Below are 19,014 nucleotides of genomic sequence, written 5' to 3' on the forward strand. Positions count from 1 at the left end.
GTCGCACGTCCGCGCCGCCGACGCTTCTGCGCCGCCGGCACCTCGGGCCCTGCCGGGGCTGGTCAGCCCAGCGCGGCGACCCGGGGACGCAACCCGTCGATCAGCTCTGGCGGGGCGGCGAGCACCCGGCTGCCGCTCACCTCGACGGCGGCACCGGCCTCGACGGCGATCACCAGCCCGGCCGCCCAGTCCCAGCGGAAGGTGCGGTCCTCGACGTACGCGTCGCAGCGGCCAGCCGCGATCCAGGCCAGGGCCAGCGCGGTGGAGCCGAGCATCCGCACCCCGCGCACGTCGCCGGCCAGGTCGGTGACCACGGCCGCCTGGACCCTGCGGTGGGCGACGTCGTAGGCGTACCCGGCGGCGAGGATGACCTCGTCGAGCTTGGCACCGGCGGGCCGGGCCAGCGGCACGTCGTTGAGAAACGCGCCCCGGCCCCGGACGCCGCGGAACGTCTCGTCGTGCACCGGGTCGTGGACCACCCCGACGGCGGGTCGCCAGCCGTCCGGCGTCTCCTCCTCGCAGGCCACGCTGACGCACCAGAACGGCATCCCCGAGACGTAGTTCACGGTGCCGTCGAGGGGGTCGAGCACCCAGCGCAGGCCGGAGTGGCCGACGTGGTCACTGCCCTCCTCAGCGACGATGCCGTCGCCGGGCCGGCGGGCGCGCAGCAACTCGACGATGCGCGCCTCGCTGGCCCGGTCCGCCTCGCTCACCAGATCGGTGGAGGCCGTCTTGTAGTCGACCCGGCCGTGATCGCCGAAGCGCCGCAGCAGCTCCCGGCCACCGAGGCGTGCCGCCTCCTCGGCGACCCGCCGGCAGTCGTCCAGTTCCGCACCGGTGACCATCGCGCTCTCCTCGTGTCGTCGGCAGGGACGGCCGAGATCGTCGCACCCGCGCGGGCGAGGGCACCAGTCGCGATGCGCCGGCCCGGGGCGGGAGCGGAGCCGTTGGCCGGCTCGGGCACACTGGGGGCGGCGATCGGGACACCGACGCTCGCCCATGCGCCGTCGCCCCGCCCCGACGCCATCGCCACGGGGAGGCAGTGCGACATGGGTACGGCGGGCACGTCCAGGGTGGACCGGCTGCTGGCGCGGATCCGCGACGGGGTCATCGGCGAGGGTGAGGTGCTGGACGGCCCCTACGGGCCGCGCCGGATAACCTACGCCGACTACACCGCCTCGGGCCGGGCCCTGGACTTCGTGGAGGAGACCGTCCGGGACTGGGTGCTGCCCCGCTACGCCAACACCCACACCGAGAGCTCCGCCACCGGCCGGGCGACGGGGCGGCTGCGCGAGGATGCCCGGCGGATCGTCCACGGCGCCGTCGGCGGCACCGACGACCATGCGGTGATCTTCTGCGGTTCGGGGGCCACGGCGGCAATCGACAAGCTGATCGGGATCCTCGAACTGCGGTTGCCCGACGGGCCGACGCGACGCCACGGCCTGCTGGACCGCATCCCGCCGCAGCAGCGGCCCGTGGTGTTCGTGGGTCCCTACGAGCACCACTCCAACGAGTTGCCGTGGCGGGAGACGTACGCCGACGTGGTCGTCATCGGCGCCGACGCCGACGGGCACATCGACCGGGCCGAGTTGGCCGCGCGGCTGGTCCGGTACGCGGACCGACCGCTGCGGATCGGCAGCTTCTCCGCCGCCTCCAACGTCACCGGCATCCTCTCCGACGCCGACGCGATCGCCGCGCTGCTGCACGCACACGGAGCGCTGTCGTGCTGGGACTACGCCGCCGCCGGCCCGTACGTGCCGATCCGGATGGGTGAGTCGAAGCCGGGAGCCGCGGACGGCAAGGACGCGGTGTTCCTGTCCCCGCACAAGTTCGTCGGCGGCCCGCAGACGCCCGGCGTCCTGGTGGTGCGCCGGGACCTGGTCCGCAACCGGGTCCCGACGGTCCCGGGCGGCGGCACGGTGGCGTTCGTCGACCCGGTCGGGCACCGGTATCTCGCCGATCCGATCGCCCGGGAGGAGGGAGGCACACCGGCGATCGTCGAGTCGATCCGGGCGGGGCTGGTGTTCGCCCTCAAGCAGGCCGTCGGCACCGACGTCATCCAGGCCCGCGAGGAGCGACTGTGGTCGCGGGCGCTGCGCCGCTGGTCGGGGAACCCGGGGATCGAGGTCCTCGGCAACGCCCGGGCCCGGCGGCTGCCCATCGTGTCGGTGCAGATCAGCCACGGCGCCCGCCACCTGCACCACAACTTCGTCGTCGCGCTGCTCAACGACCTGTTCGGCATCCAGGCCCGAGGGGGATGCTCCTGCGCGGGGCCCTACGGGCACCGCCTGCTGGCGATCGACGAAGAGCGCTCCCACGCGTTCCGGGACGAGATCGACCTCGGCTGTGAGGGAATCAAACCCGGTTGGGCCCGGATCACCTTCAGCTACTTCATCTCCGACCTGGTCGCCGACTACCTGATCGACGCGGTCGATCTGGTCGCCCGCCGCGGGCATCGCCTGCTGCCCGACTACCGCTTCGACGCCCGCAGCGGCCTGTGGCACCACCGCCGTGGCCCGGGGCAATCGCTGCGCCTGGCCGACCTGGGCTCCCTGCTGGTCGGCGGACCGATGCCCACCGGCCAGCGCAAGTGGGCCGGCGAGGACGCCCTCGCCGGGTACCTGAGTGAGGCACGGGAGATCCTCGCGGGCCGGGAGGACCGCGTCGACGAGGGTCCGACCGGCCTGCCGCCCGGCGTCGAGGCGCTGCGCTGGTTCCACCTCCCGCCGGCCTGCACGGCACCCCTGGACGCACCGCCGTCACCGCCCGCCGGGGCGGCCGCATGACCGGCGGGTCCGCCGCCGGGCCGGATGACCGGGTCCGCCGCCGGGCCGGATGACCGGGTCCGCCGCCGGGCCGGATGACCTGCCGGCGGGTCCGCGCGAGCCGGCCGTCGGTTCCGTCACACCGAGGGGGCGCGGACGGGGCCGACGGCCGGGGTGCGGGCCGGCGTCAGTTGATGGTGACCGAGTAGGAACCGGTGGTGACCTGACCGTTGCCGGTGAAGATCTCCGGTCCCGCCTGGACGCTGGTCAGGTACTTCGAGTTGCTCATCCAGCCCCGGGAGACCAGGTCGTTGGTGAAGTCGCGGATGTTGAGGTTCGCGCTGGTGGTGTTGGTGGTCCGCACGTACGAGTAGACGTTCCAGGTGCCGACGTAGCCGCGCCAGATCTCCCAGGTGGTGCCGGCGATGGTGACGGTGCCCTGGCGGCTGCCGGCCGGCGACGCGTTGGAGCGGTACAGCCAGATCATCAGCTCGTCGGTGGGCTGGTCGGACGAGCCCGGGTTGGCCATCGGGTGCAGCCAGCAGTCGTAGGCGACGTTCTGGTTGACGGTGCCGCTCTGCGTGACGCTGAACTGCCAGCTGGTGTTGACGTTGCGGTTGGCCGACAGTTGCACCGGCAGTCCGGTGTTCTGCCGCCGCCAGCCCCAGTGCCAGCCGAGGATGGCCGCCGCGAACGACTTGACGGTACTCGCCTGGCCGCTCCAGTTGTAGCTGGTGCCCCACGAGATGCGGTCGCCGGACCCGCCGTTGGTCCAGATGCACTGGCTGCCCGAGCCGGTGCCGGCGCCCCACTGGTTGTTGGGGATCCAGTACTTACCGATGTCGATCACGTCGCTGCTGTTGCACAGCCGGCCGCTCGGCGGGTAGTCGCCGACCGGCGGTGGAGTCGTGCGGGGCGGAGTCGTGGGAGGAGGCGTCGTGGGGGTGATCGGGCCGTTGCAGGTCACCCCGTTGAGCGCGAACGTGGTGGGCACGGGGTTGGCTCCGCTCCACGAGCCGGTGAAGCCGAAGCCGGTGGTGCCGTCGGTGGCGATCGCGCCGTTGTACGCGACGTTGGCCGCGGTCACCTGAGCGCCGCTCTGGGTCACGGTGGCGTTCCACGCCTGCGTCACCTGCTGGCCGGAGGCGTAGGTCCAGGTGAGCCGCCACGAGGTCACCGGATCGCCCAGGTTGGTGACGGTGACGTCGGCGTTGAAGCCACCCGACCACTGCGACGAGACCGCGTAGCGTACGGCGCAGCCGGCTGCCACCGCCTGGGCCACGGCCACCCCGGCGGCGGCGACGGTGACCGTCGCGGCCGTCGTGACGGCAAGCAGGACGAGCCGCTTTCGATTCGCCATGATGCTCTCCTTCGATGCGCCACCCACCTACCCGCCCCCAACCACTCCCCCGCCGCCCACCACCTCGCCGATCTTGCAGTTGTGGCCCCGACAAGTGGAACTGACCAGCCCGAGGGCCCGAACTGCAAGGTCGCCGAGGCGGGTTGCGGGGTGGGAGGCGGGAGGCGAGCGGTGGGGTGCCGGGGTGTGGTGTCGCGGGAGCGGGTGGGACGGGGGTGGTGGGGGTGGGTGTTCACGTTCACGGTCGGGCGCGAGGGGTCGTTGCGCGTGGGGCCCGGTCGCCGCCGGGAGAGGCGACCTTGCGCCCTGCCGCCGCGCACCCGGGTCGACGCCGGCGGGCGCGGCCACGGGGTGGCGACCTGCCCGGAATCGCCAAGTGGATGCGGCGCCAGCCCGGACATCCCGCAAGCCATCGACACGTGCCGCTTGGACGTTACGACAGCCCTCCGGCAGCAGTCAACGCCGCCAACTCGCGTCCCGGCTACCCGCGTCCCGGCTACCCGCGTCAACGCCCAACCGCCCCGTCGCCGCGAGCCGACCACAGCCGCGCCGGATCCGACCGCGTGCGGACCCGGCGCGGGCCAGGGTCACACCCGGCTCGGGGCCGCCGAGAAGTCGCCGGCGGCGGTCCCCGCGCGTACGCGACGGGAGACGATGACGCCGAAGACAGCGGCGGTGAAGAACATGACGAAGCCGTACGTCACCGACGGCATCGCCATCGTGGAGTTGTCGAGCAGCGTCGGGCTCATCCCGATGGTGATGGCCAGGCTGGCGTTGTGCAGGCCGATCTCGAACGCCGAGGCGATCGACTCCCGCTCGCCGACGCGCAGCAGCCGGGGACCGAAGTAGCCGATCGCCATGCTGATCAGGTTGAACGCCACGACCACGAGGATGATCTCGCCGAGGATGTCGAACACCTCATCGCCGAGGCCGGCGATGACGCTGGAGATCATCAGGATCAGCACCACCACCGAGAGGACCTTCACGGCGCGCTCCATGCGCATGGCGGCGTTGGTGAACTTCGCGCGGACTGCCATGCCGATGGCGATCGGGATGAGGACGAGGGCGAACACCTGGATCACCTTGTCGAACTGGAGGCCGATCGAGCTGTCCGAGCCGACGAAGTTCGCCACCGACAGGTTCACGATGACCGGCAGCGTGAACAGCGCGAGCACCGAGTTGACCGCGGTCAGCGAGATGTTGAGCGCCAGGTCACCCTTGAACAGGTGGCTGTAGAGGCTGGCCGTGCTGCCACCCGGCGAGGCGGCGAGCAGCATCATGCCGACCGCCAGTTCCGGTCGCAGGTCGAACGCGACGACCAGGCCCAGGCAGATCACGGGCAGGATCAGCATCTGGGAGACCAGGCAGACCACCATCGCCTTGGGGTATCGCACCACCCGGCGGAAGTCCTCAAGGGTCAGCGTGAGTCCGAGCCCGAGCATGACGATGGCGACGGCGATGGGGAAAAGTATGAGCACGGTGTCGTTACTCATGATGACTCCGCCTTCCGGTGGTAAGAGATCCATGAGTCTCACACCGCCGGAGGGCACCCCGGTTCTCGACGATTGCCCTATGCGGGGCCCTTATCGGCGCCAGCTGCACCATGGACCAGGACCGGTTAAAACGGCATATGGTACGGCCGACGGAGCATGAGCGGGCCCTCCCGGGCCTGGTCGCGCCCCTGCAGGTCCTCACCCCCCGCCTGCCCAAGTCCTCGACAACTGTGCCAGTGTTACCAAATCGTGCACGCCGTACTCGACCAGGAACTACATCCGCGCGACTGGGCCATTCCCCTGGCCGGCGCGGTCGTGCTGCTTTTCGCCTCGTGGGCGCTGCTGATTCTGTTGGCTCGCCGGCTGCCGCCCGGCATCCTGCGAGACCTCGCCGCCTTCATCCCGGACTGTGTCACCACGATCCGCCGGCTCCGCAATGATCCCCGGGTGCCCCGCCGGGCGAGGATCGCCGTCCTGGTCGCCGGGCTCTGGGTGGTCAGCCCCGTCGACCTCATCCCCGAGTTCCTGCCCGTCATCGGCCCCCTCGACGACATCGTCGTGGTGGCGCTCGCCCTGCGTTACGCCGGTCGCCAGGTTCCCCGGGATGTCCTGCTGGCCGCCTGGCCAGGCGAACCCCGTCTCATCGAGCGACTCCTCGGTCGCCGCCAGCCCAGGGATGTCTCGTAAACGGTCGCGGCCCGCCCAGCGACACCGGGCCTGGGCGGGGTGGGGTGGGGTGTTCGGCGGGAGGCAACGCCGGTAACGTTGCGCCCCATCACGCCCGGCGGCCGCACCGCCGGCTCTCGGATAGGTCCGACTCTACGGAGGATGCCGGATGTCCCACGGCGGGGAAACCTTCGCGGTACGCAACGAGCCGAACGGGCGGCCGACCTTCGAGCAGGCGCTGCGCGGCTACGACAAACGGCAGGTCGACCGGTACGTCGAGCAGGTCGACGCCGCGGCCTCGGCGCTGACCGCCGAGCGGGACCGGGCGCAGCACCAGCTACGCAACCTGACCCTCCAGTTCCAATCGCTACAGGCCGAGGTGTCCGAGCTGCGCCAGCGGCCGGCGCAGGTGGACCGGGCGTCGTTCCGGGACCTGGGGCCGATGGTCGACCAGATCCTTGCCCTGGCCGAGAAGCAGGCGGGGGTGATCACCGAGACCGCCGCGCAGCGGGCCGGTGACCTACAGGCCGAGGCGGAGCGGATCCTGGTGGAGGCACGGGAGCACGCCGCCCGGGCCCTGAACGACCTGGAGGCGGAGCTGTCGGCGCGGCGCGCCGAGCAGGAGAAGGCGTACGAGGAGCGGCGCTCGGCGGCGGAGGCGCAGCTCGCGGACGTCCAGGAGTTGGTGGAGCAGCTTCGGGCCGACGGCGAGGCCGCGCACGAGCAGGCCCAGCAGGAGGCGAAGCGAGTCAACGAGCTGACCGCCCAGCAGGTGGAGCAGGCGCGGGCCGCGGCCGAGGCGCTGACCAAGGCCGCCCGCACCCAGATCCAGCAGGAGGTCCAGGCGGCGCGCGCGCAGAGCCAGCAGGAGCTGGCCCAGTGGCGGGTCAACGTGGAGCGGGAGATCAACGAGCGGCGGGCGGCGGCCGAGCAGGAGCTGGCCGAGCACCGGGCGGCGGCCGAGCGGGACGTGTCCGGGCAGCTCACCGCCGCCGAGGAGAAGATCGCCACGCTGATCGCCGAGGCGCAGCAGTACTCGACGGAGGTGCGCAAGCGCGCCGACGAGCAGGCGACCGCGAATCAGGAGCAGCTCACCGCCGTGCAGCAGGAGGTCGGCAGCCAGCGGCAGGCGTTGACGCAGCTACACGCCGAGCTGGACAGCGCCCAGCAGCAGCTCGCCCAGGTCCGCCGGGAGGCCGCGGCGCTGGAACACGAGGTCAACCAGTCGCAGCAGCGCCTCGCCGAGGTCCGTCAGGAGCTGACGGTCGAGGCGAGCCGGCTGGAGGAGGCGCGCAACGCGGCCGACTCGGCCGAGCGGCACGCCAAGGACGTGCGGGCCCGGGTGCAGCGGGAGGCGAAACGGGTGGCCGACCTGGCCGCCGCCGCCGTGATGGCCGCCGCGGCCGGTGGCGGGGAGACCGCCGAGTACCCGGTGGTGAAGAACCGGCCGGGCCCGGACCAGCCCGCCGAGAGGGCCGAGGAGACCGCGGAGGCCGCCGGGGAGGTCGCGGCGGCCGAGGCCGCGGAGACGGCCGTCAGGTGAGGTGCCCGCCGGTGCGGCGGGCGGCGGGAGGACGTACGAGATGTTGATCATCGCGGGATCGCTGTTCCTGGACCCGGCGGACCGGGACCGCTACCTCGCGGCGGTGGGCGACGTCGCCCGGCAGGCCCGGTCCGCGCCGGGTTGCCTCGACTTCGCGCAAGTGGCCGACGACCTCGACCCGGCCCGGGTCGTCATCTACGAGCGGTGGGAGTCCGAAGCGGACCTGCTGCGGTTCCGCGAGGCGGGTGGCCCGGAGCTGGAGCTGCCCCCGATCCGCTCGGCGGACGTGGCGAAGTACCGGGTCGCTGCCGTGGAGGCTCCGTGACGGGCTCCCGGCGGAGCCTACGGGGCGCAGCGGTACGGGTAGCGAAGCCGAGAATGTAGCCGACGTGGACGCCCGAGATGCAGTTCTGCACGCAGGTGGTCAGGCCGATGTCTACCTTTAGCAGGATGCCCGCAAGACATTGACGCTGACGACTTGATGTTTTGATTGTCGGCCCGGCCGGTGATCAGTTTGTCGGTACGGCCTGTTACGGTCGCGCCGCCGCTGCACCAGTCGAGCCGGAGGTTGGCGTGTTCCGCTCTCACCTGTCATCGTTCGCCGGGCTGCCCGTGCTGCCCTTCACCCCGGGAATGGCCCTGCCCGACGATCCGTCGGCCGTCGCCTGGCGGCTGGAGGTGGAGGACTTCGAGGCCGCCCCCGAGGAGTTCGCGGCCCTGGTCGCGGCCCTGCGCGACGAGGTGCCCGCCGACGCCGTACGAGCCCTCGTGATCGGCGAGTGGGGTACGGCGTACGAGCGGGCGCTGCCGGTGGATCTGCTCGTCGAGGCGGCGCAGCGGTGGACGTCGCTGCGGGCGGTCTTCCTCGCCGACATGGTCAGCGAGGAGTGCGAGGTCTCCTGGCTCACCCACGGTGACATCACCGGGCTGCTGGCGGCGTACCCGTCGCTGGAGGTGCTGTATGTGCGCGGGGCCGACCAGCTGCACCTGGACCCGGTGCGCCACACCGGGCTGCGGGAGTTGGTCTTCCAGAGCGGCGGGCTGCCCGGCACGGTGGTCCGCGCGGTCGGCGGCTGCGACCTGCCCGCGCTGGAGCGGCTGGAGCTGTGGCTCGGCCGGTCCGACTACGGCGGCGACACGACCACGGACGACCTCGCCGAGGTCCTCGCCGGCACCCGGCTGCCGGCGCTGCGCCACCTCGCGGTGTGCAACGCCGAGGAAGCCGACCGGGTCGCGGTGGCCGTCGCCGTCGCGCCGGTGGTCGCCCGGCTCGAGGTGCTCGACCTGTCCAAGGGGGTGCTCACCGACGCCGGCGCGGCGGCGCTGCTGGCTGGCGGGCCGCTGACCCACCTGCGCCGCCTCGACCTGCACCACCACTTCCTGTCCGAGGCCGCCGCCGAGCGGGTCGTCGCCGCCCTGCCCGGCGTCGAGGTCGACCTGTCGCAGCCGCAGAAGGCCGACGTCTACAACGGCCACGAGTACCGCTTCACCGCGGTCGGGGAGTGAGCCGGCCATGAGCGTCCTAGGCCACGCCGACGTCTTCGCCGGCCGCCCCGTCGTCGAGGTCCCCGCCAGCGGTCCACTGCCCACCGTCGACGGGCCCGTCGCCTGGCGGATCGACTACCCCGACTGGGACAACAGGACCGAGGAGGCGCCCTCCCCCGGCTTCCGGGACAAGTTCGACCGGTTCGTCGACGCCACCGGCGAGTCGGTGGAGGCCCTCGTCGTCGGCGCCTGGGGGTACGCGGCGTTCAACCCCGCCCCGATCGACCAGCTCTGCGCCGCCGCGCCGCGCCTGCCGAACCTGACGGCGCTGTTCCTCGGCGACATCGTCAGCGAGGAGTGCGAGATCTCCTGGATGCGGGTGGGCGACGTCAGCCGGCTGCTGGTCGCCTACCCGCGGCTGGAGTCGCTGCGGGTGCGCGGTGGCGAGAACTTCCGGTTCTCGCCCGTGCGCCACGAGCGGCTGAGCCGGCTGGAGGTGGAGAGCGGCGGCCTGCGGCCCGAGTTCGTCCGCGCGGTGCTCGACTCCGAACTGCCCGCGCTGACCGACCTGGAGCTGTGGCTCGGCGACCCCACGTACGGCGGCGACACCACCGTGGACGACCTGGCCCCGCTGCTGGCCGGGCAGCGGTTCCCCGCGCTGCGCCGGCTCGGGCTGTGCAACGCCCAGATCGCCGACGACCTCGCCGAGGCCCTGGCCGCCGCGCCGGTGGTCCGGCGGCTGGAGACGCTGGACCTGTCGCTGGGCAGGGTTTTTCGATTTTTCGGGGCGCGCTCGCCCTGGTTCGTGTCGGGCAGCCGCTGACCCATTCTCACGATGCTGGACCTGAGTCACCACTACCTCACCGACGAGGTCGTCGCGGCGGTCCAGGCCACCCTGGCCGGCGTGGCGGTAGACCTGTCCGACCCGCAGACGCCCTACATCGAGGGCGACGAGGTGTACCGGTACACGATGGTGTCGGAGTGACATGCGCCTGATCGTCGTCGGCAACCCCGACAACCGCCGCGTCTGGCCTGTTCACCGCCGCCGTGCTCGCCGCCGGGCTGCCCCGGCCGGCGGTGCTGCCCTGGGCCGACGTGCTCACCGGGGCGGCTCCACCGCCGGCCGGCGCGCTGGTGCGCGTCGACTCCCCCGGCGAGGACCCGCAGGTGGACCGCCTGTTGCGGCGGTCGGTCGCCTCCGCCCGGCACGGCGAGCTGATCGGCCTCGCCGACACGTACGCCGGGCTGGTCGACGGTCTGGCCCGGGTCGCCGCCGGCGGCGCGGAGCTGCTCAACGACCCCGCCGACGTTGCGGCGCTGTGCGACAAGCGCCGCTGCCACGCGCGGCTGTCCGCCGCCGGGGTCCCGGTCCCGGCGGCGCTGCCTTCAATCGGCGGGTACGGCGAGCTGCGCGCCGCGATGGCCGAGGCCGGGTGGGCGCGGGTGTTCGTCAAACCGGCACACGGCTCGTCGGCGGCCGGGGTGATCGCCCTCGCGGTCGGCCCGCGCGGCGTGCGGGCGGTCACCCCGATCGAGATCGCCCCGGACGGGCTGTTCAACTCGCTGCGGGTGCGCTGCTACGACGACGAAACCACCGTCGCCGCGCTCGTCGACCGGCTCGCCCCCGAGGGGCTGCACGTGGAGCGGTGGCTGCCCAAGGCCGGGCTCGGCGACCGGGTCGTCGACCTGCGGGTGGTGGTGGTCGCCGGGCAGCCCACCCACGCGGTGGTGCGGGCCGCCACCGGGCCGCTGACGAACCTGCACCTGGGCAACGCGCGCGGCGACCTGGCCGAGTTGCGCGCCGCCGCCGGGCCGGCGGCGTGGGCGGCGGCGATGCAGACCTGCGTACGAGCCGCCGCGTGCTTCCCGCGCAGCCTGCACGTCGGGGTGGACCTGATGTTCCTGCTCGGCTGGCGGCGGCACGCGGTGGCGGAGGTCAACGCGTTCGGGGACCTGCTGCCCGGGGTGCTGGCCGACGGTCGGGACACCTACGCAGAGCAGGTGCACGCGTTGACCAGCGGCCGGTGGCAGCGTTGGCGGGCAGCCACGAAGGTGCTTTCAGGGGCCGTCACGGGACGGGAGCCGGTCGCGTGCGGCACCTGATCGGAAGCCACGACATCTGCCTGGTCACCCTGGACACGCTGCGTTTCGACGTGGCCGACGCGCTGGCCGCCGCCGGCCGCACCCCCACCCTCGCACGGGCGTTGCCCGGCGGCCGGTGGGAGCGGCGGCACTCCCCCGCCAGCTTCACCTACGCCGCCCACCACGCGTTCTTCGCCGGTTTCCTGCCCACCCCGGCCGTTCCCGGCACGCACGAGCGGCTGTACGCGGCGGCGTTCCCCGGCAGCGAGACCTCCGGCGCGGACACCTGGGTGTTCGACGCGGCGGACCTGCCGACCGCCCTGGCCGGGGAGGGCTACCACACGCTCTGCCTGGGCGGGGTCGGGTTCTTCAACCGGCGCGGCCCGCTCGGGTCGGTGCTGCCCGGCCTGTTCGCCGAGGCGCACTGGGAGCCGGAGTTCGGCGTCACCGCCCCCGGCTGCCTGGACGCGCAGCTCGACCGGCTGGCCGAGACGCTGCCCCGGGTCCCGGCGCGGCGGGGGCTGTTCACGTTCCTCAACGTCGCGGCGCTGCACCAGCCCAACCGGCACTACCTGCCCGACGCCGACGCCGACGACCTGGCCAGCCACGCCGCCGCCCTGGAGTACGTCGACAGCCGCGTCGGCCGGCTGTTCGCCCTGCTCACCGGGCGGGGCCGGCCGGTGTTCACGATCGTCTGCTCCGACCACGGCACGGCGTACGGGGAGGACGGCCACACCGGCCACCGCATCGGCCACGACGTGGTGTGGACCGTCCCGTACGCCCACTTCACCCTGCGACCGGGAGAATGGTGACCAGCATCCGCACGGGCCTCGACGGCTCGCCGTACCAGCAGTACCTGTACGCGTACCCGCACAAGACGTCGTACCGGGCGTTGCGGCCCCGGCCGCTGCTCGCGGACGTGTGGCGGGCCGAGCCCCGCGACGCGCTGTTCCTCTACGTCCACGTGCCGTTCTGCGAGATGCGCTGCGGGTTCTGCAACCTGTTCACCCGAACCGGCGCGCCCGCCGAGCAGGTCACCGCGTACCTGCGGCAGCTACGCCGGCAGGCCGAGCGGGTCGCCGACGCCCTCGGCGGCGACCCGCGCCATGCCCGGGTGGCGTTCGGCGGCGGCACGCCGACGTATCTGACGGCCGGCGAGCTGACCGAACTGTTCGACATCGCCACGTCGACGCTGGGCGCGCGGCTGCCCGGCGTACCGCTGTCGGTGGAGACGTCGCCGGCCACCGCCACGCCGGACCGGCTCGCGGTGCTCGCCGCGCACGGCGCGACGCGGGTGAGCATCGGGGTGCAGAGCTTCCTCGACGCAGAGGCCCGCGCCGCCGGCCGGCCGCAGCGGCGCACGGAGGTGGAGGCGGCGCTCGGCGCGATCCGCGACGCGGCGATCCCGCTGCTCAACGTCGACCTGATCTACGGCATCGACGGGCAGACCGCCGACACGTGGCGGCGGAGCCTGGACGCGGCCCTGGCGTGGCGGCCGGAGGAGCTGTACCTGTACCCGCTGTACGTGCGCCCGCTGACCGGGCTGGGCCGGCGGGCACACGCCCGCGCCGACTGGGACGCCCAGCGCCTCGCCCTGTACACGCAGGCGGTGGAGGTGCTGGGCGCAGCCGGGTACCGGCAGGAGTCGATGCGGCAGTTCCGCCGCGCCGACGCGCCCACGCCGGACGGGCCGGACTACTGCTGCCAGGACGACGGGATGGTGGGGCTGGGCTGCGGCGCGCGGTCGGACACGACGGGCCTGCACTACTCGTTCGACTACGCGGTGAGCGTGACCCAGGTGCGGGCAGTGCTGGACGACTACCTGGCCCGCCCGGCCGACGACTTCCGGCACGCCGAGTTCGGGTTCGCCCTCGACGGCACGGAGCAGCGCCGCCGGTGGCTGCTCAAGTCGCTGCTGCGCGCCGAGGGCGTCGACCCGGCCGCCTACGCCGCCCGGTTCGGCACCGCGCCTGTTTTATTACTTCCCCGAGTTGGGGCGGCTGGTTGAGCGGGGCTGGGCCACCGACGGCGGGCTGCGGCTCACCCCGGCCGGGCTGGTCCGCTCCGACGCCGTGGGCCCGTGGCTGACCTCCGCCCGGGTGCGCCGCGCGATGACCGGGTACGTGCCCCGGTGAGCGCGGCCGACCGGTGCGGCGGGGGCAGCGGCCTGGCGATCCTCTACCGGGGCCCCCTCGCGAGCTGCAACTACGACTGCCCGTACTGCCCGTTCGCGAAGCGGAACGACCCGCCGCAGGTGCTCGCCGCGGACCGGGCGGCCCTCGAACGGTTCACCGGCTGGGTGGCCGCCACCACCGACGTGCGGCTGTCGGTGCTGTTCACGCCGTGGGGCGAGGGGCTGACCCGCCGCTGGTACCGGGAGGCGATGGTGGCGCTGTCGCACCTGCCGCACGTCGACCGGGTGGTCATCCAGACCAACCTGGCCGCCCGGGTGGACTGGCTGGCCGACGCCGACCCGACCCGCGCCGCGCTGTGGACGACGTACCACCCGGGGCAGGTCACCCGGGAACGGTTCCTGGCCCGCTGCGCCCGCCTGGCCGAGTTGGGGGTGCGGTTCTCCGTCGGGGTGGTGGGTCTGCCGGAGCACCTCGACGAGGCGCGGGCGCTGCGCGCCGCGCTGCCACCGCAGGTGTACCTGTGGGTGAACGCCGCCGAGCACCGCCACTACGACGCCGCCGAGGAGGCGACCTGGACGGAGCTGGACCCGCTGTTCGGCTACAGCGTGCGCCCGCACCTGTCGCTGGGCCGGCCCTGCCACGCCGGGGAGACGGCGATCTCCGTGCGCGGCGACGGCACCGTGCGCCGCTGCCACTTCGTCGACCAGCCCATCGGCAACCTGTACGACGGTTCGTGGCGGGCCGCGCTGCGCCCCCGCACGTGCGTGAACGGGGCCTGCGACTGCCACATCGGGTACGTCCACCTCAAGCCACTCGGGCTGCGCGACGTGTTCGCCGGCGGGCTGCTGGAACGCATCCCCGCCGGCTGGCCGCGCGGCTGACCCGGGGCCCGGCCGCCGGCCCTGTCCGGGCCCGACCCGCGCCGCTGGCCCGGGGCCCGGCCGCCGGTCAGGCCCGCAGCGGCTGGCTGGGCGGCTGGCCCCGTGCCGTCCACCGGCCGGGACGGCGGCACGGCGCCCAGCTGCGGGGCGGGCCGGTCGGCTACCTTGGGCCGCCGGTGCACCTCGGGAAGGGAAGCGGCACGTGCGAGACGAATTCCCGCGCCACCTGGCCAAGGAGCTGGACGCCGCGGACCCGCTGGCCGACCTACGCGACCGGTTCGTGATCGCCGACGACGACCTCGTCTACCTCGACGGGAACTCCCTCGGCCGGCTGCCGGCGGCCACCCCGGGGCACCTGGACCGGCTGGTCCGCGAGGGCTGGGGCGACGGGCTCGTCCGGTCCTGGCCCACCTGGATCGAGTGGGGCCGGCGGATCGGCGACCGGCTCGCCGCGCACGCCCTCGGCGCCCGCGTCGGCGAGGTGGTGGTTTCCGACTCCACGTCGGTGAACCTCTACAAGCTCGCCGCCGCCGCGCTGGACGCCGCCGGCGACCGCCGGACGGTGCTCGTGGACGCCGAGGACTTCCCCACCGACCGGTACGTCCTGGAGGGGCTGGCCGCCGCGCGTGGGCTCACGCTGCGGATGCTCCCCTCCGATCTCGACGAGGGGCTGCGGTTCGACGAGCTGCGCGCCGCGCTCGACGGGGACGTGGCGCTCGTGGTGCTCTCGGCGGTGGCCTACCGGTCGGGCGCGCTGCTGGACATGGCGGCCGTCAACGCCGCCGCCCGGCAGGCCGGCGCGACGGTGCTGTGGGACCTGTCGCACGCCGTCGGGGCGGTGCCGATCGAGCTGACCGCCACCGGCGCGGACCTCGCCGTCGGCTGCACGTACAAGTACCTCAACGGCGGCCCCGGCGCGCCGGCCTTCCTGTACGTCCGCCGCGAGTTGCAGTCCCGGCTGCGTCAGCCGATCCAGGGCTGGTTCGGCAGGCGCGACCAGTTCGGCATGGGCGCCGGCTACGACCCGGCCCCCGACCTGGACCGCTTCCTGGTCGGCACCCCGTCGATCCTCGCCCTCGCGCCGCTCGACCCGGCCCTGGACGTGCTCGCCGAGGCCGGCATCGAGCGCGTACGCGCCAAGGGTCGCCGCCTCGGCGAGCTGATCGTGACGCTGGCCGACGCGTGGCTGACCCCGTACGGCTTCCGGGTGGCCTCCCCGCGCGAGCCGGACCGGCGCGGCAGCCACGTCTGCCTGCGCCACCCCGACGCGCTGCGGATCTCCCGGGCCCTGGCCGAGGTGGGCCGGGTGGTGGGCGACTACCGTGCCCCGGACCGGCTGCGGCTGGGGCCCGCGCCGCTGTACACCCGGTACGTCGACGTGTGGGACGCGATGGACCGGCTGCGTGACCTCGCCGAGCGGCGTGCCTGGGAAGGGGTGTCGGGCGGGCCGTCCCGGGTCACCTGAGCCGGCCGAGGCGACGCGGTCAGCCAGCGCGGGGCAGGGCGAACCAGACGGTGGTCCCGCCGGCCGGCGGGGACTGAAGGCCGACCTGGCCGCCGTGGGCGGCGACGATGCCGGCGACGATCGCCAGGCCCAGCCCGCTGCCGCCGCCGCGCCCCGGCTCCGCCTGGGTGAACCGGTCGAACGCCCGCTCGGCGAGCCCGGCGTCGACGCCCGGCCCGCCGTCGGTGACCCGGACCGTGACGACGTCGCCGTCGGGCTCGACGGTGACGGTGACGGGAGCGTCGGCGGGGGTGTGGGTGCGCACGTTGGCCAGCAGGTTGGCCAGCACCTGCCGCAGGGCGTGCTCGTCACCGCTGACCGGCGCGGGCACGGGTGCCAGCAGCCGGGCCGGCCGGCCGGGCTGGGCGGCGAGCAGGTCCGCGACGGAGTCGCGGGCCAGCACCGCCAGGTCGACCCGGTCGCGCCGCAGTTGCGGCTCGGCGTCGAGTCGGGCCAGGTAGAACAGGTCGTCGAGGATGCGGCCCATCCGGACCGCCTCGTCCTCGCTGCGGGCCAGCACCTCCGCCCGGCGCTCGGGGGCGACCATGTCGTGCCGCAGGATCTGCAGGTATCCGCGGATCGAGGTCAGCGGGGTGCGCAGCTCGTGGGAGGCGTCGGCGGCGAAGTCCCGCAGCCGCTGCTCCGACCGGGTGCGCGCGGCGATCGCCGCCTGGAGGCGGGTGAGCATGCCGTTGACCGCGAGGGTGAGCCGGTCCACCTCGGTGCGCGGGTCGGCGACCCGTACGCCGTGCAGGGGCACCCGGCGGTCGAGGTCGCCGTCGGCGATGGCGGTCGCGGTGGCGGTGATCCGGTCCAGCGGGCGCAGCCCCCGCACCAGCAGCAGCCGGGCGGAGCCGGCCAGCAGGAGCAGTACCGCCGCGCCGCCGGCCAGCTCCACCAGCAGCAGCCGGCGTACGGTCTGGGCCACCGGGGCCAGCGGCAGCGCGATGAGCACGACGGCGTCGCCGGCGCGTACGGTGACCACCCGCCACCGGCCCGCCACGTCGACCGGCGCGGAGGGGCCCTCGGCGGGCGGCGCGGGCGCCTGGTCGAGCAGCGGAGCCGCCGGAGGGGTGGTCGCCGAGAACCGGGTGAGCGTGCCGCGGTGGCGGATCTCCACCAGGTAGTCCGACGGCGCGACGGCGGCCCGGACCGTACCGGGGGGCTGCCCGGCGAGCTGCCCCACCCGGGTGGCGACCACGGCGGCGGCCGAGCGCAACTGGTCGTCGGTGCGCTGCATCAGGTACGCGTACAGCGCCAGCGCGCTGACCAGCCCGGCGGACACCAGCGCCGTCGCGGTGAGCCCGACCAGGCCGAGCAGCAGGCTGCGGCGCAGCGGCAACCGGTTCACCCGGGCGCACGCAGGGCGTAGCCGAAGCCGCGCCGGGTCTCGATCAGGGGCGGCCCGAGCGGGTCCAGCTTGCGCCGCAGGTAACCGATGTAGGTGTCGACCACGTTCGACGCGCCGTCGAAGTCGTAGCGCCACACGGCGTCGAGGATCTGGGCCCGGGAGAGCACCCGGCCGGGGTTGAGCATGAGGTGGCGCAGCAGCTTGTACTCCGTCGGCGACAGCGACAGCAGCCGGCCGCCCCGGCGGACCTCGCAGGTCTCCTCGTCCAGTTCGAGGTCGGCGTAGCGGAGCACGCCGGTGGCGGGTACCGGGGTGGAGCCGATCCGGCGCAGCACCGCCCGCACCCGCGCGACCAGTTCCTCGACGGAGAACGGCTTGGTGACGTAGTCGTCGCCGCCGTAGGTGAGGCCGGCGATCCGGTCGCGCGGGGCGTCGCGGGCGGTGAGGAACACGATGCCGATCTCGTGGCCGGCGGCCCGCAGCGTCCGGCACACCTCGAACCCGTCGCCGTCGGGCAGCAGCACGTCGAGGACGACGAGCCGGGGATGGCTCTCCCCGGCGCGGCGCAGCGCCTCGGCCGCGGTGGTCGCGGTCACCACGTCGAAACCGTGGAACCGCAGCACCGTGGCGAGCATGTCGACGATGTTGGGCTGGTCGTCGACGACCAGGACCCGGACGGCGGCGTTCATCTCGACCAGATCAGACCACGGGCGGCTGAGAGTTCGATGAGAGTCCGGCGAGAGCCTGCGCCCTTTCGGGCGCGGGGACGGTCCGACCCCGGCGGCCCGGGTGCCACCAGTTCGCCCGGCCGAGCAGCGCCATCGTGGCCGGCACCAGCAGCCCCCGCACCACGGTGGCGTCCACCGCCACGGCCACCGCCATACCGAGGCCGAACATCTTGATCACGGGGTCGGTGTGCAGCACGAAGCCGGCGAAGACGGTCACCATGATCAGCGCGGCGGAGGTGATCACGCGGCCGGTGCCGGCGAGGCCCTCCCGGACGGCGACCCGGTTGTCCCCGGTCGCCCACCACGCCTCCTGCACGGCGCTGAGCAGGAACACCTCGTAGTCCATGGAGAGGCCGAACAGCAGGGCGAACAGCATCATCGGCACGTAGCTCTCCACAGGCACCGGCCCGGACAGGCCGGTCAGCTCCACCCCCCAGCCCCAGGAGAACACGGCCGTGAGCACCCCGTACGCGGCGCCGATCGAGACCAGGTTCATCACTGCGGCCTTGACCGCCAGAACGGGGGCGCGGAACGCCACGTACAGCAGCACGGTGGACAGCCCGACGACCACGGCGATCACCCACGGCATCCGCTCCCGGACACGTTCGGCCAGGTCGGCGCGGGTGGCGGTGGCCCCGCCGACGTGCACCCGCACGCCGTCGACCCGCACGTCGCGCAGGTCGGCCACCAGGGCGGCGGTGGCCGGGTCGCTCGGGCCGGTGTCCGGCTGCACGCTGGCGGTGGCGACCCGGCCGCCGTCGGTGAGGCGTACCGGGGCGACGAAGGCGACGCCGGGCGTGGCGGCCAGCTCGCGGGCCAGCTCGGTGAGCCGGGGGTCGGCGGTGCCGGCCGCCGGGGGGTCGACGGCGGCGACCACTGCGAGCGGGCCGTTGACGCCGGGCCCGAAGCCCTCGGCGAGCAGGTCGAAGCTGGTGCGGGTGGCGCTGCCCGGGGGATCGTCGCCGGCGTCGAGCTGGCCGAGGCTGAGCGTGGCCGCGGGGGGCGGCGAGCGCGGCGAGCA

At 74.0% G+C, this 19,014-nt stretch carries 19 protein-coding genes; 13 read left to right on the forward strand and 6 right to left on the reverse strand.

What is annotated here, in order from left to right; all coding sequences use genetic code 11:
* Window positions 1-62: 62 nt before the first annotated feature.
* Window positions 63-845 (reverse strand): inositol monophosphatase family protein, encoded by a 783-nt coding sequence (locus MCAG_RS01230; RefSeq protein ID WP_007071179.1) that lies wholly within the window; start codon window positions 843-845, stop codon window positions 63-65.
* Window positions 846-1,049: 204 nt separating this feature from the next.
* On the opposite strand from MCAG_RS01230, the gene MCAG_RS01235 reads away from it, so the two are divergent.
* On the forward strand, window positions 1,050-2,786 hold the full coding sequence (locus tag MCAG_RS01235; protein ID WP_036371852.1) for an aminotransferase class V-fold PLP-dependent enzyme: 1,737 nt from the start codon (window positions 1,050-1,052) through the stop codon (window positions 2,784-2,786).
* 166 nt (window positions 2,787-2,952) lie between these two features.
* On the opposite strand, the gene MCAG_RS01240 is transcribed toward MCAG_RS01235, so the two are convergent.
* Window positions 2,953-4,125 (reverse strand): cellulose binding domain-containing protein, encoded by a 1,173-nt coding sequence (locus tag MCAG_RS01240; protein ID WP_036371854.1) that lies wholly within the window; start codon window positions 4,123-4,125, stop codon window positions 2,953-2,955.
* Between the two features lie 587 nt (window positions 4,126-4,712).
* Complete coding sequence (locus MCAG_RS01245; RefSeq protein WP_007071182.1) at window positions 4,713-5,618, reverse strand: bile acid:sodium symporter family protein; 906 nt, start codon at window positions 5,616-5,618, stop codon at window positions 4,713-4,715.
* Window positions 5,619-5,867: 249 nt separating this feature from the next.
* On the opposite strand from MCAG_RS01245, the gene MCAG_RS01250 reads away from it, so the two are divergent.
* The 12 genes from MCAG_RS01250 (at window position 5,868) to kynU (ending at window position 15,875) form a co-directional block, all read left to right on the forward strand.
* Window positions 5,868-6,305 carry a YkvA family protein gene (locus MCAG_RS01250; RefSeq protein ID WP_232290031.1) on the forward strand — a complete coding sequence of 146 codons (438 nt, stop codon included), beginning with the start codon at window positions 5,868-5,870 and terminating at the stop codon, window positions 6,303-6,305.
* A gap of 148 nt (window positions 6,306-6,453) precedes the next feature.
* The gene (locus MCAG_RS01255) at window positions 6,454-7,827 is read left to right on the forward strand and encodes a hypothetical protein (protein WP_007071184.1); all 1,374 of its coding nucleotides are present in this window, start codon (window positions 6,454-6,456) and stop codon (window positions 7,825-7,827) included.
* A 40-nt stretch (window positions 7,828-7,867) separates the two neighbouring features.
* Entirely contained in the window at window positions 7,868-8,152 is a 285-nt protein-coding gene (locus tag MCAG_RS01260) for a putative quinol monooxygenase (RefSeq protein WP_036371855.1), read from the forward strand.
* A 248-nt stretch (window positions 8,153-8,400) separates the two neighbouring features.
* The gene (locus MCAG_RS01265) at window positions 8,401-9,333 is read left to right on the forward strand and encodes an STM4015 family protein (protein WP_007071186.1); all 933 of its coding nucleotides are present in this window, start codon (window positions 8,401-8,403) and stop codon (window positions 9,331-9,333) included.
* 7 nt (window positions 9,334-9,340) lie between these two features.
* Entirely contained in the window at window positions 9,341-10,135 is a 795-nt protein-coding gene (locus tag MCAG_RS01270; protein WP_007071187.1) for a hypothetical protein, read from the forward strand.
* A gap of 12 nt (window positions 10,136-10,147) precedes the next feature.
* Entirely contained in the window at window positions 10,148-10,297 is a 150-nt protein-coding gene (locus MCAG_RS34250; protein WP_232290032.1) for a hypothetical protein, read from the forward strand.
* Window positions 10,298-10,359: 62 nt separating this feature from the next.
* Window positions 10,360-11,415 carry an STM4014 family protein gene (locus MCAG_RS31980; RefSeq protein WP_007071188.1) on the forward strand — a complete coding sequence of 352 codons (1,056 nt, stop codon included), beginning with the start codon at window positions 10,360-10,362 and terminating at the stop codon, window positions 11,413-11,415.
* Window positions 11,403-12,206, forward strand: coding sequence for an STM4013/SEN3800 family hydrolase (locus tag MCAG_RS31985; RefSeq protein WP_007071189.1), 804 nt, complete (start codon window positions 11,403-11,405; stop codon window positions 12,204-12,206). Before MCAG_RS31980 ends, MCAG_RS31985 begins: the two co-directional genes overlap by 13 nt.
* On the forward strand, window positions 12,200-13,402 hold the full coding sequence (locus MCAG_RS01285) for an STM4012 family radical SAM protein (protein ID WP_369751289.1): 1,203 nt from the start codon (window positions 12,200-12,202) through the stop codon (window positions 13,400-13,402). Before MCAG_RS31985 ends, MCAG_RS01285 begins: the two co-directional genes overlap by 7 nt.
* Window positions 13,386-13,529 carry a hypothetical protein gene (locus tag MCAG_RS34255; protein ID WP_232290033.1) on the forward strand — a complete coding sequence of 48 codons (144 nt, stop codon included), beginning with the start codon at window positions 13,386-13,388 and terminating at the stop codon, window positions 13,527-13,529. The genes MCAG_RS01285 and MCAG_RS34255 overlap by 17 nt, the downstream gene beginning before the upstream one ends.
* Window positions 13,526-14,410, forward strand: a complete 885-nt coding sequence (locus tag MCAG_RS01290; RefSeq protein ID WP_007071191.1) for an STM4011 family radical SAM protein — start codon at window positions 13,526-13,528, stop codon at window positions 14,408-14,410. Before MCAG_RS34255 ends, MCAG_RS01290 begins: the two co-directional genes overlap by 4 nt.
* A gap of 202 nt (window positions 14,411-14,612) precedes the next feature.
* Window positions 14,613-15,875, forward strand: coding sequence for a kynureninase (gene kynU / locus MCAG_RS01295; protein ID WP_007071192.1), 1,263 nt, complete (start codon window positions 14,613-14,615; stop codon window positions 15,873-15,875).
* Window positions 15,876-15,894: 19 nt separating this feature from the next.
* Here kynU and MCAG_RS01300 read toward each other — a convergent pair whose 3' ends face one another.
* The 3 genes from MCAG_RS01300 to MCAG_RS33180 all read right to left on the reverse strand — a co-directional run.
* On the reverse strand, window positions 15,895-17,265 hold the full coding sequence (locus MCAG_RS01300) for a cell wall metabolism sensor histidine kinase WalK (RefSeq protein ID WP_007071193.1): 1,371 nt from the start codon (window positions 17,263-17,265) through the stop codon (window positions 15,895-15,897).
* Complete coding sequence (locus MCAG_RS01305) at window positions 17,262-17,963, reverse strand: response regulator transcription factor (protein ID WP_369751347.1); 702 nt, start codon at window positions 17,961-17,963, stop codon at window positions 17,262-17,264. The genes MCAG_RS01300 and MCAG_RS01305 overlap by 4 nt, the downstream gene beginning before the upstream one ends.
* Window position 17,964: 1 nt before the next feature.
* Window positions 17,965-19,014 (reverse strand): MMPL family transporter (locus MCAG_RS33180; protein WP_007071195.1); only part of this gene is annotated, 1,050 nt, incomplete at its 5' end.

Source organism: Micromonospora sp. ATCC 39149 (assembly GCF_000158815.1).
Classification (GTDB): domain Bacteria; phylum Actinomycetota; class Actinomycetes; order Mycobacteriales; family Micromonosporaceae; genus Micromonospora.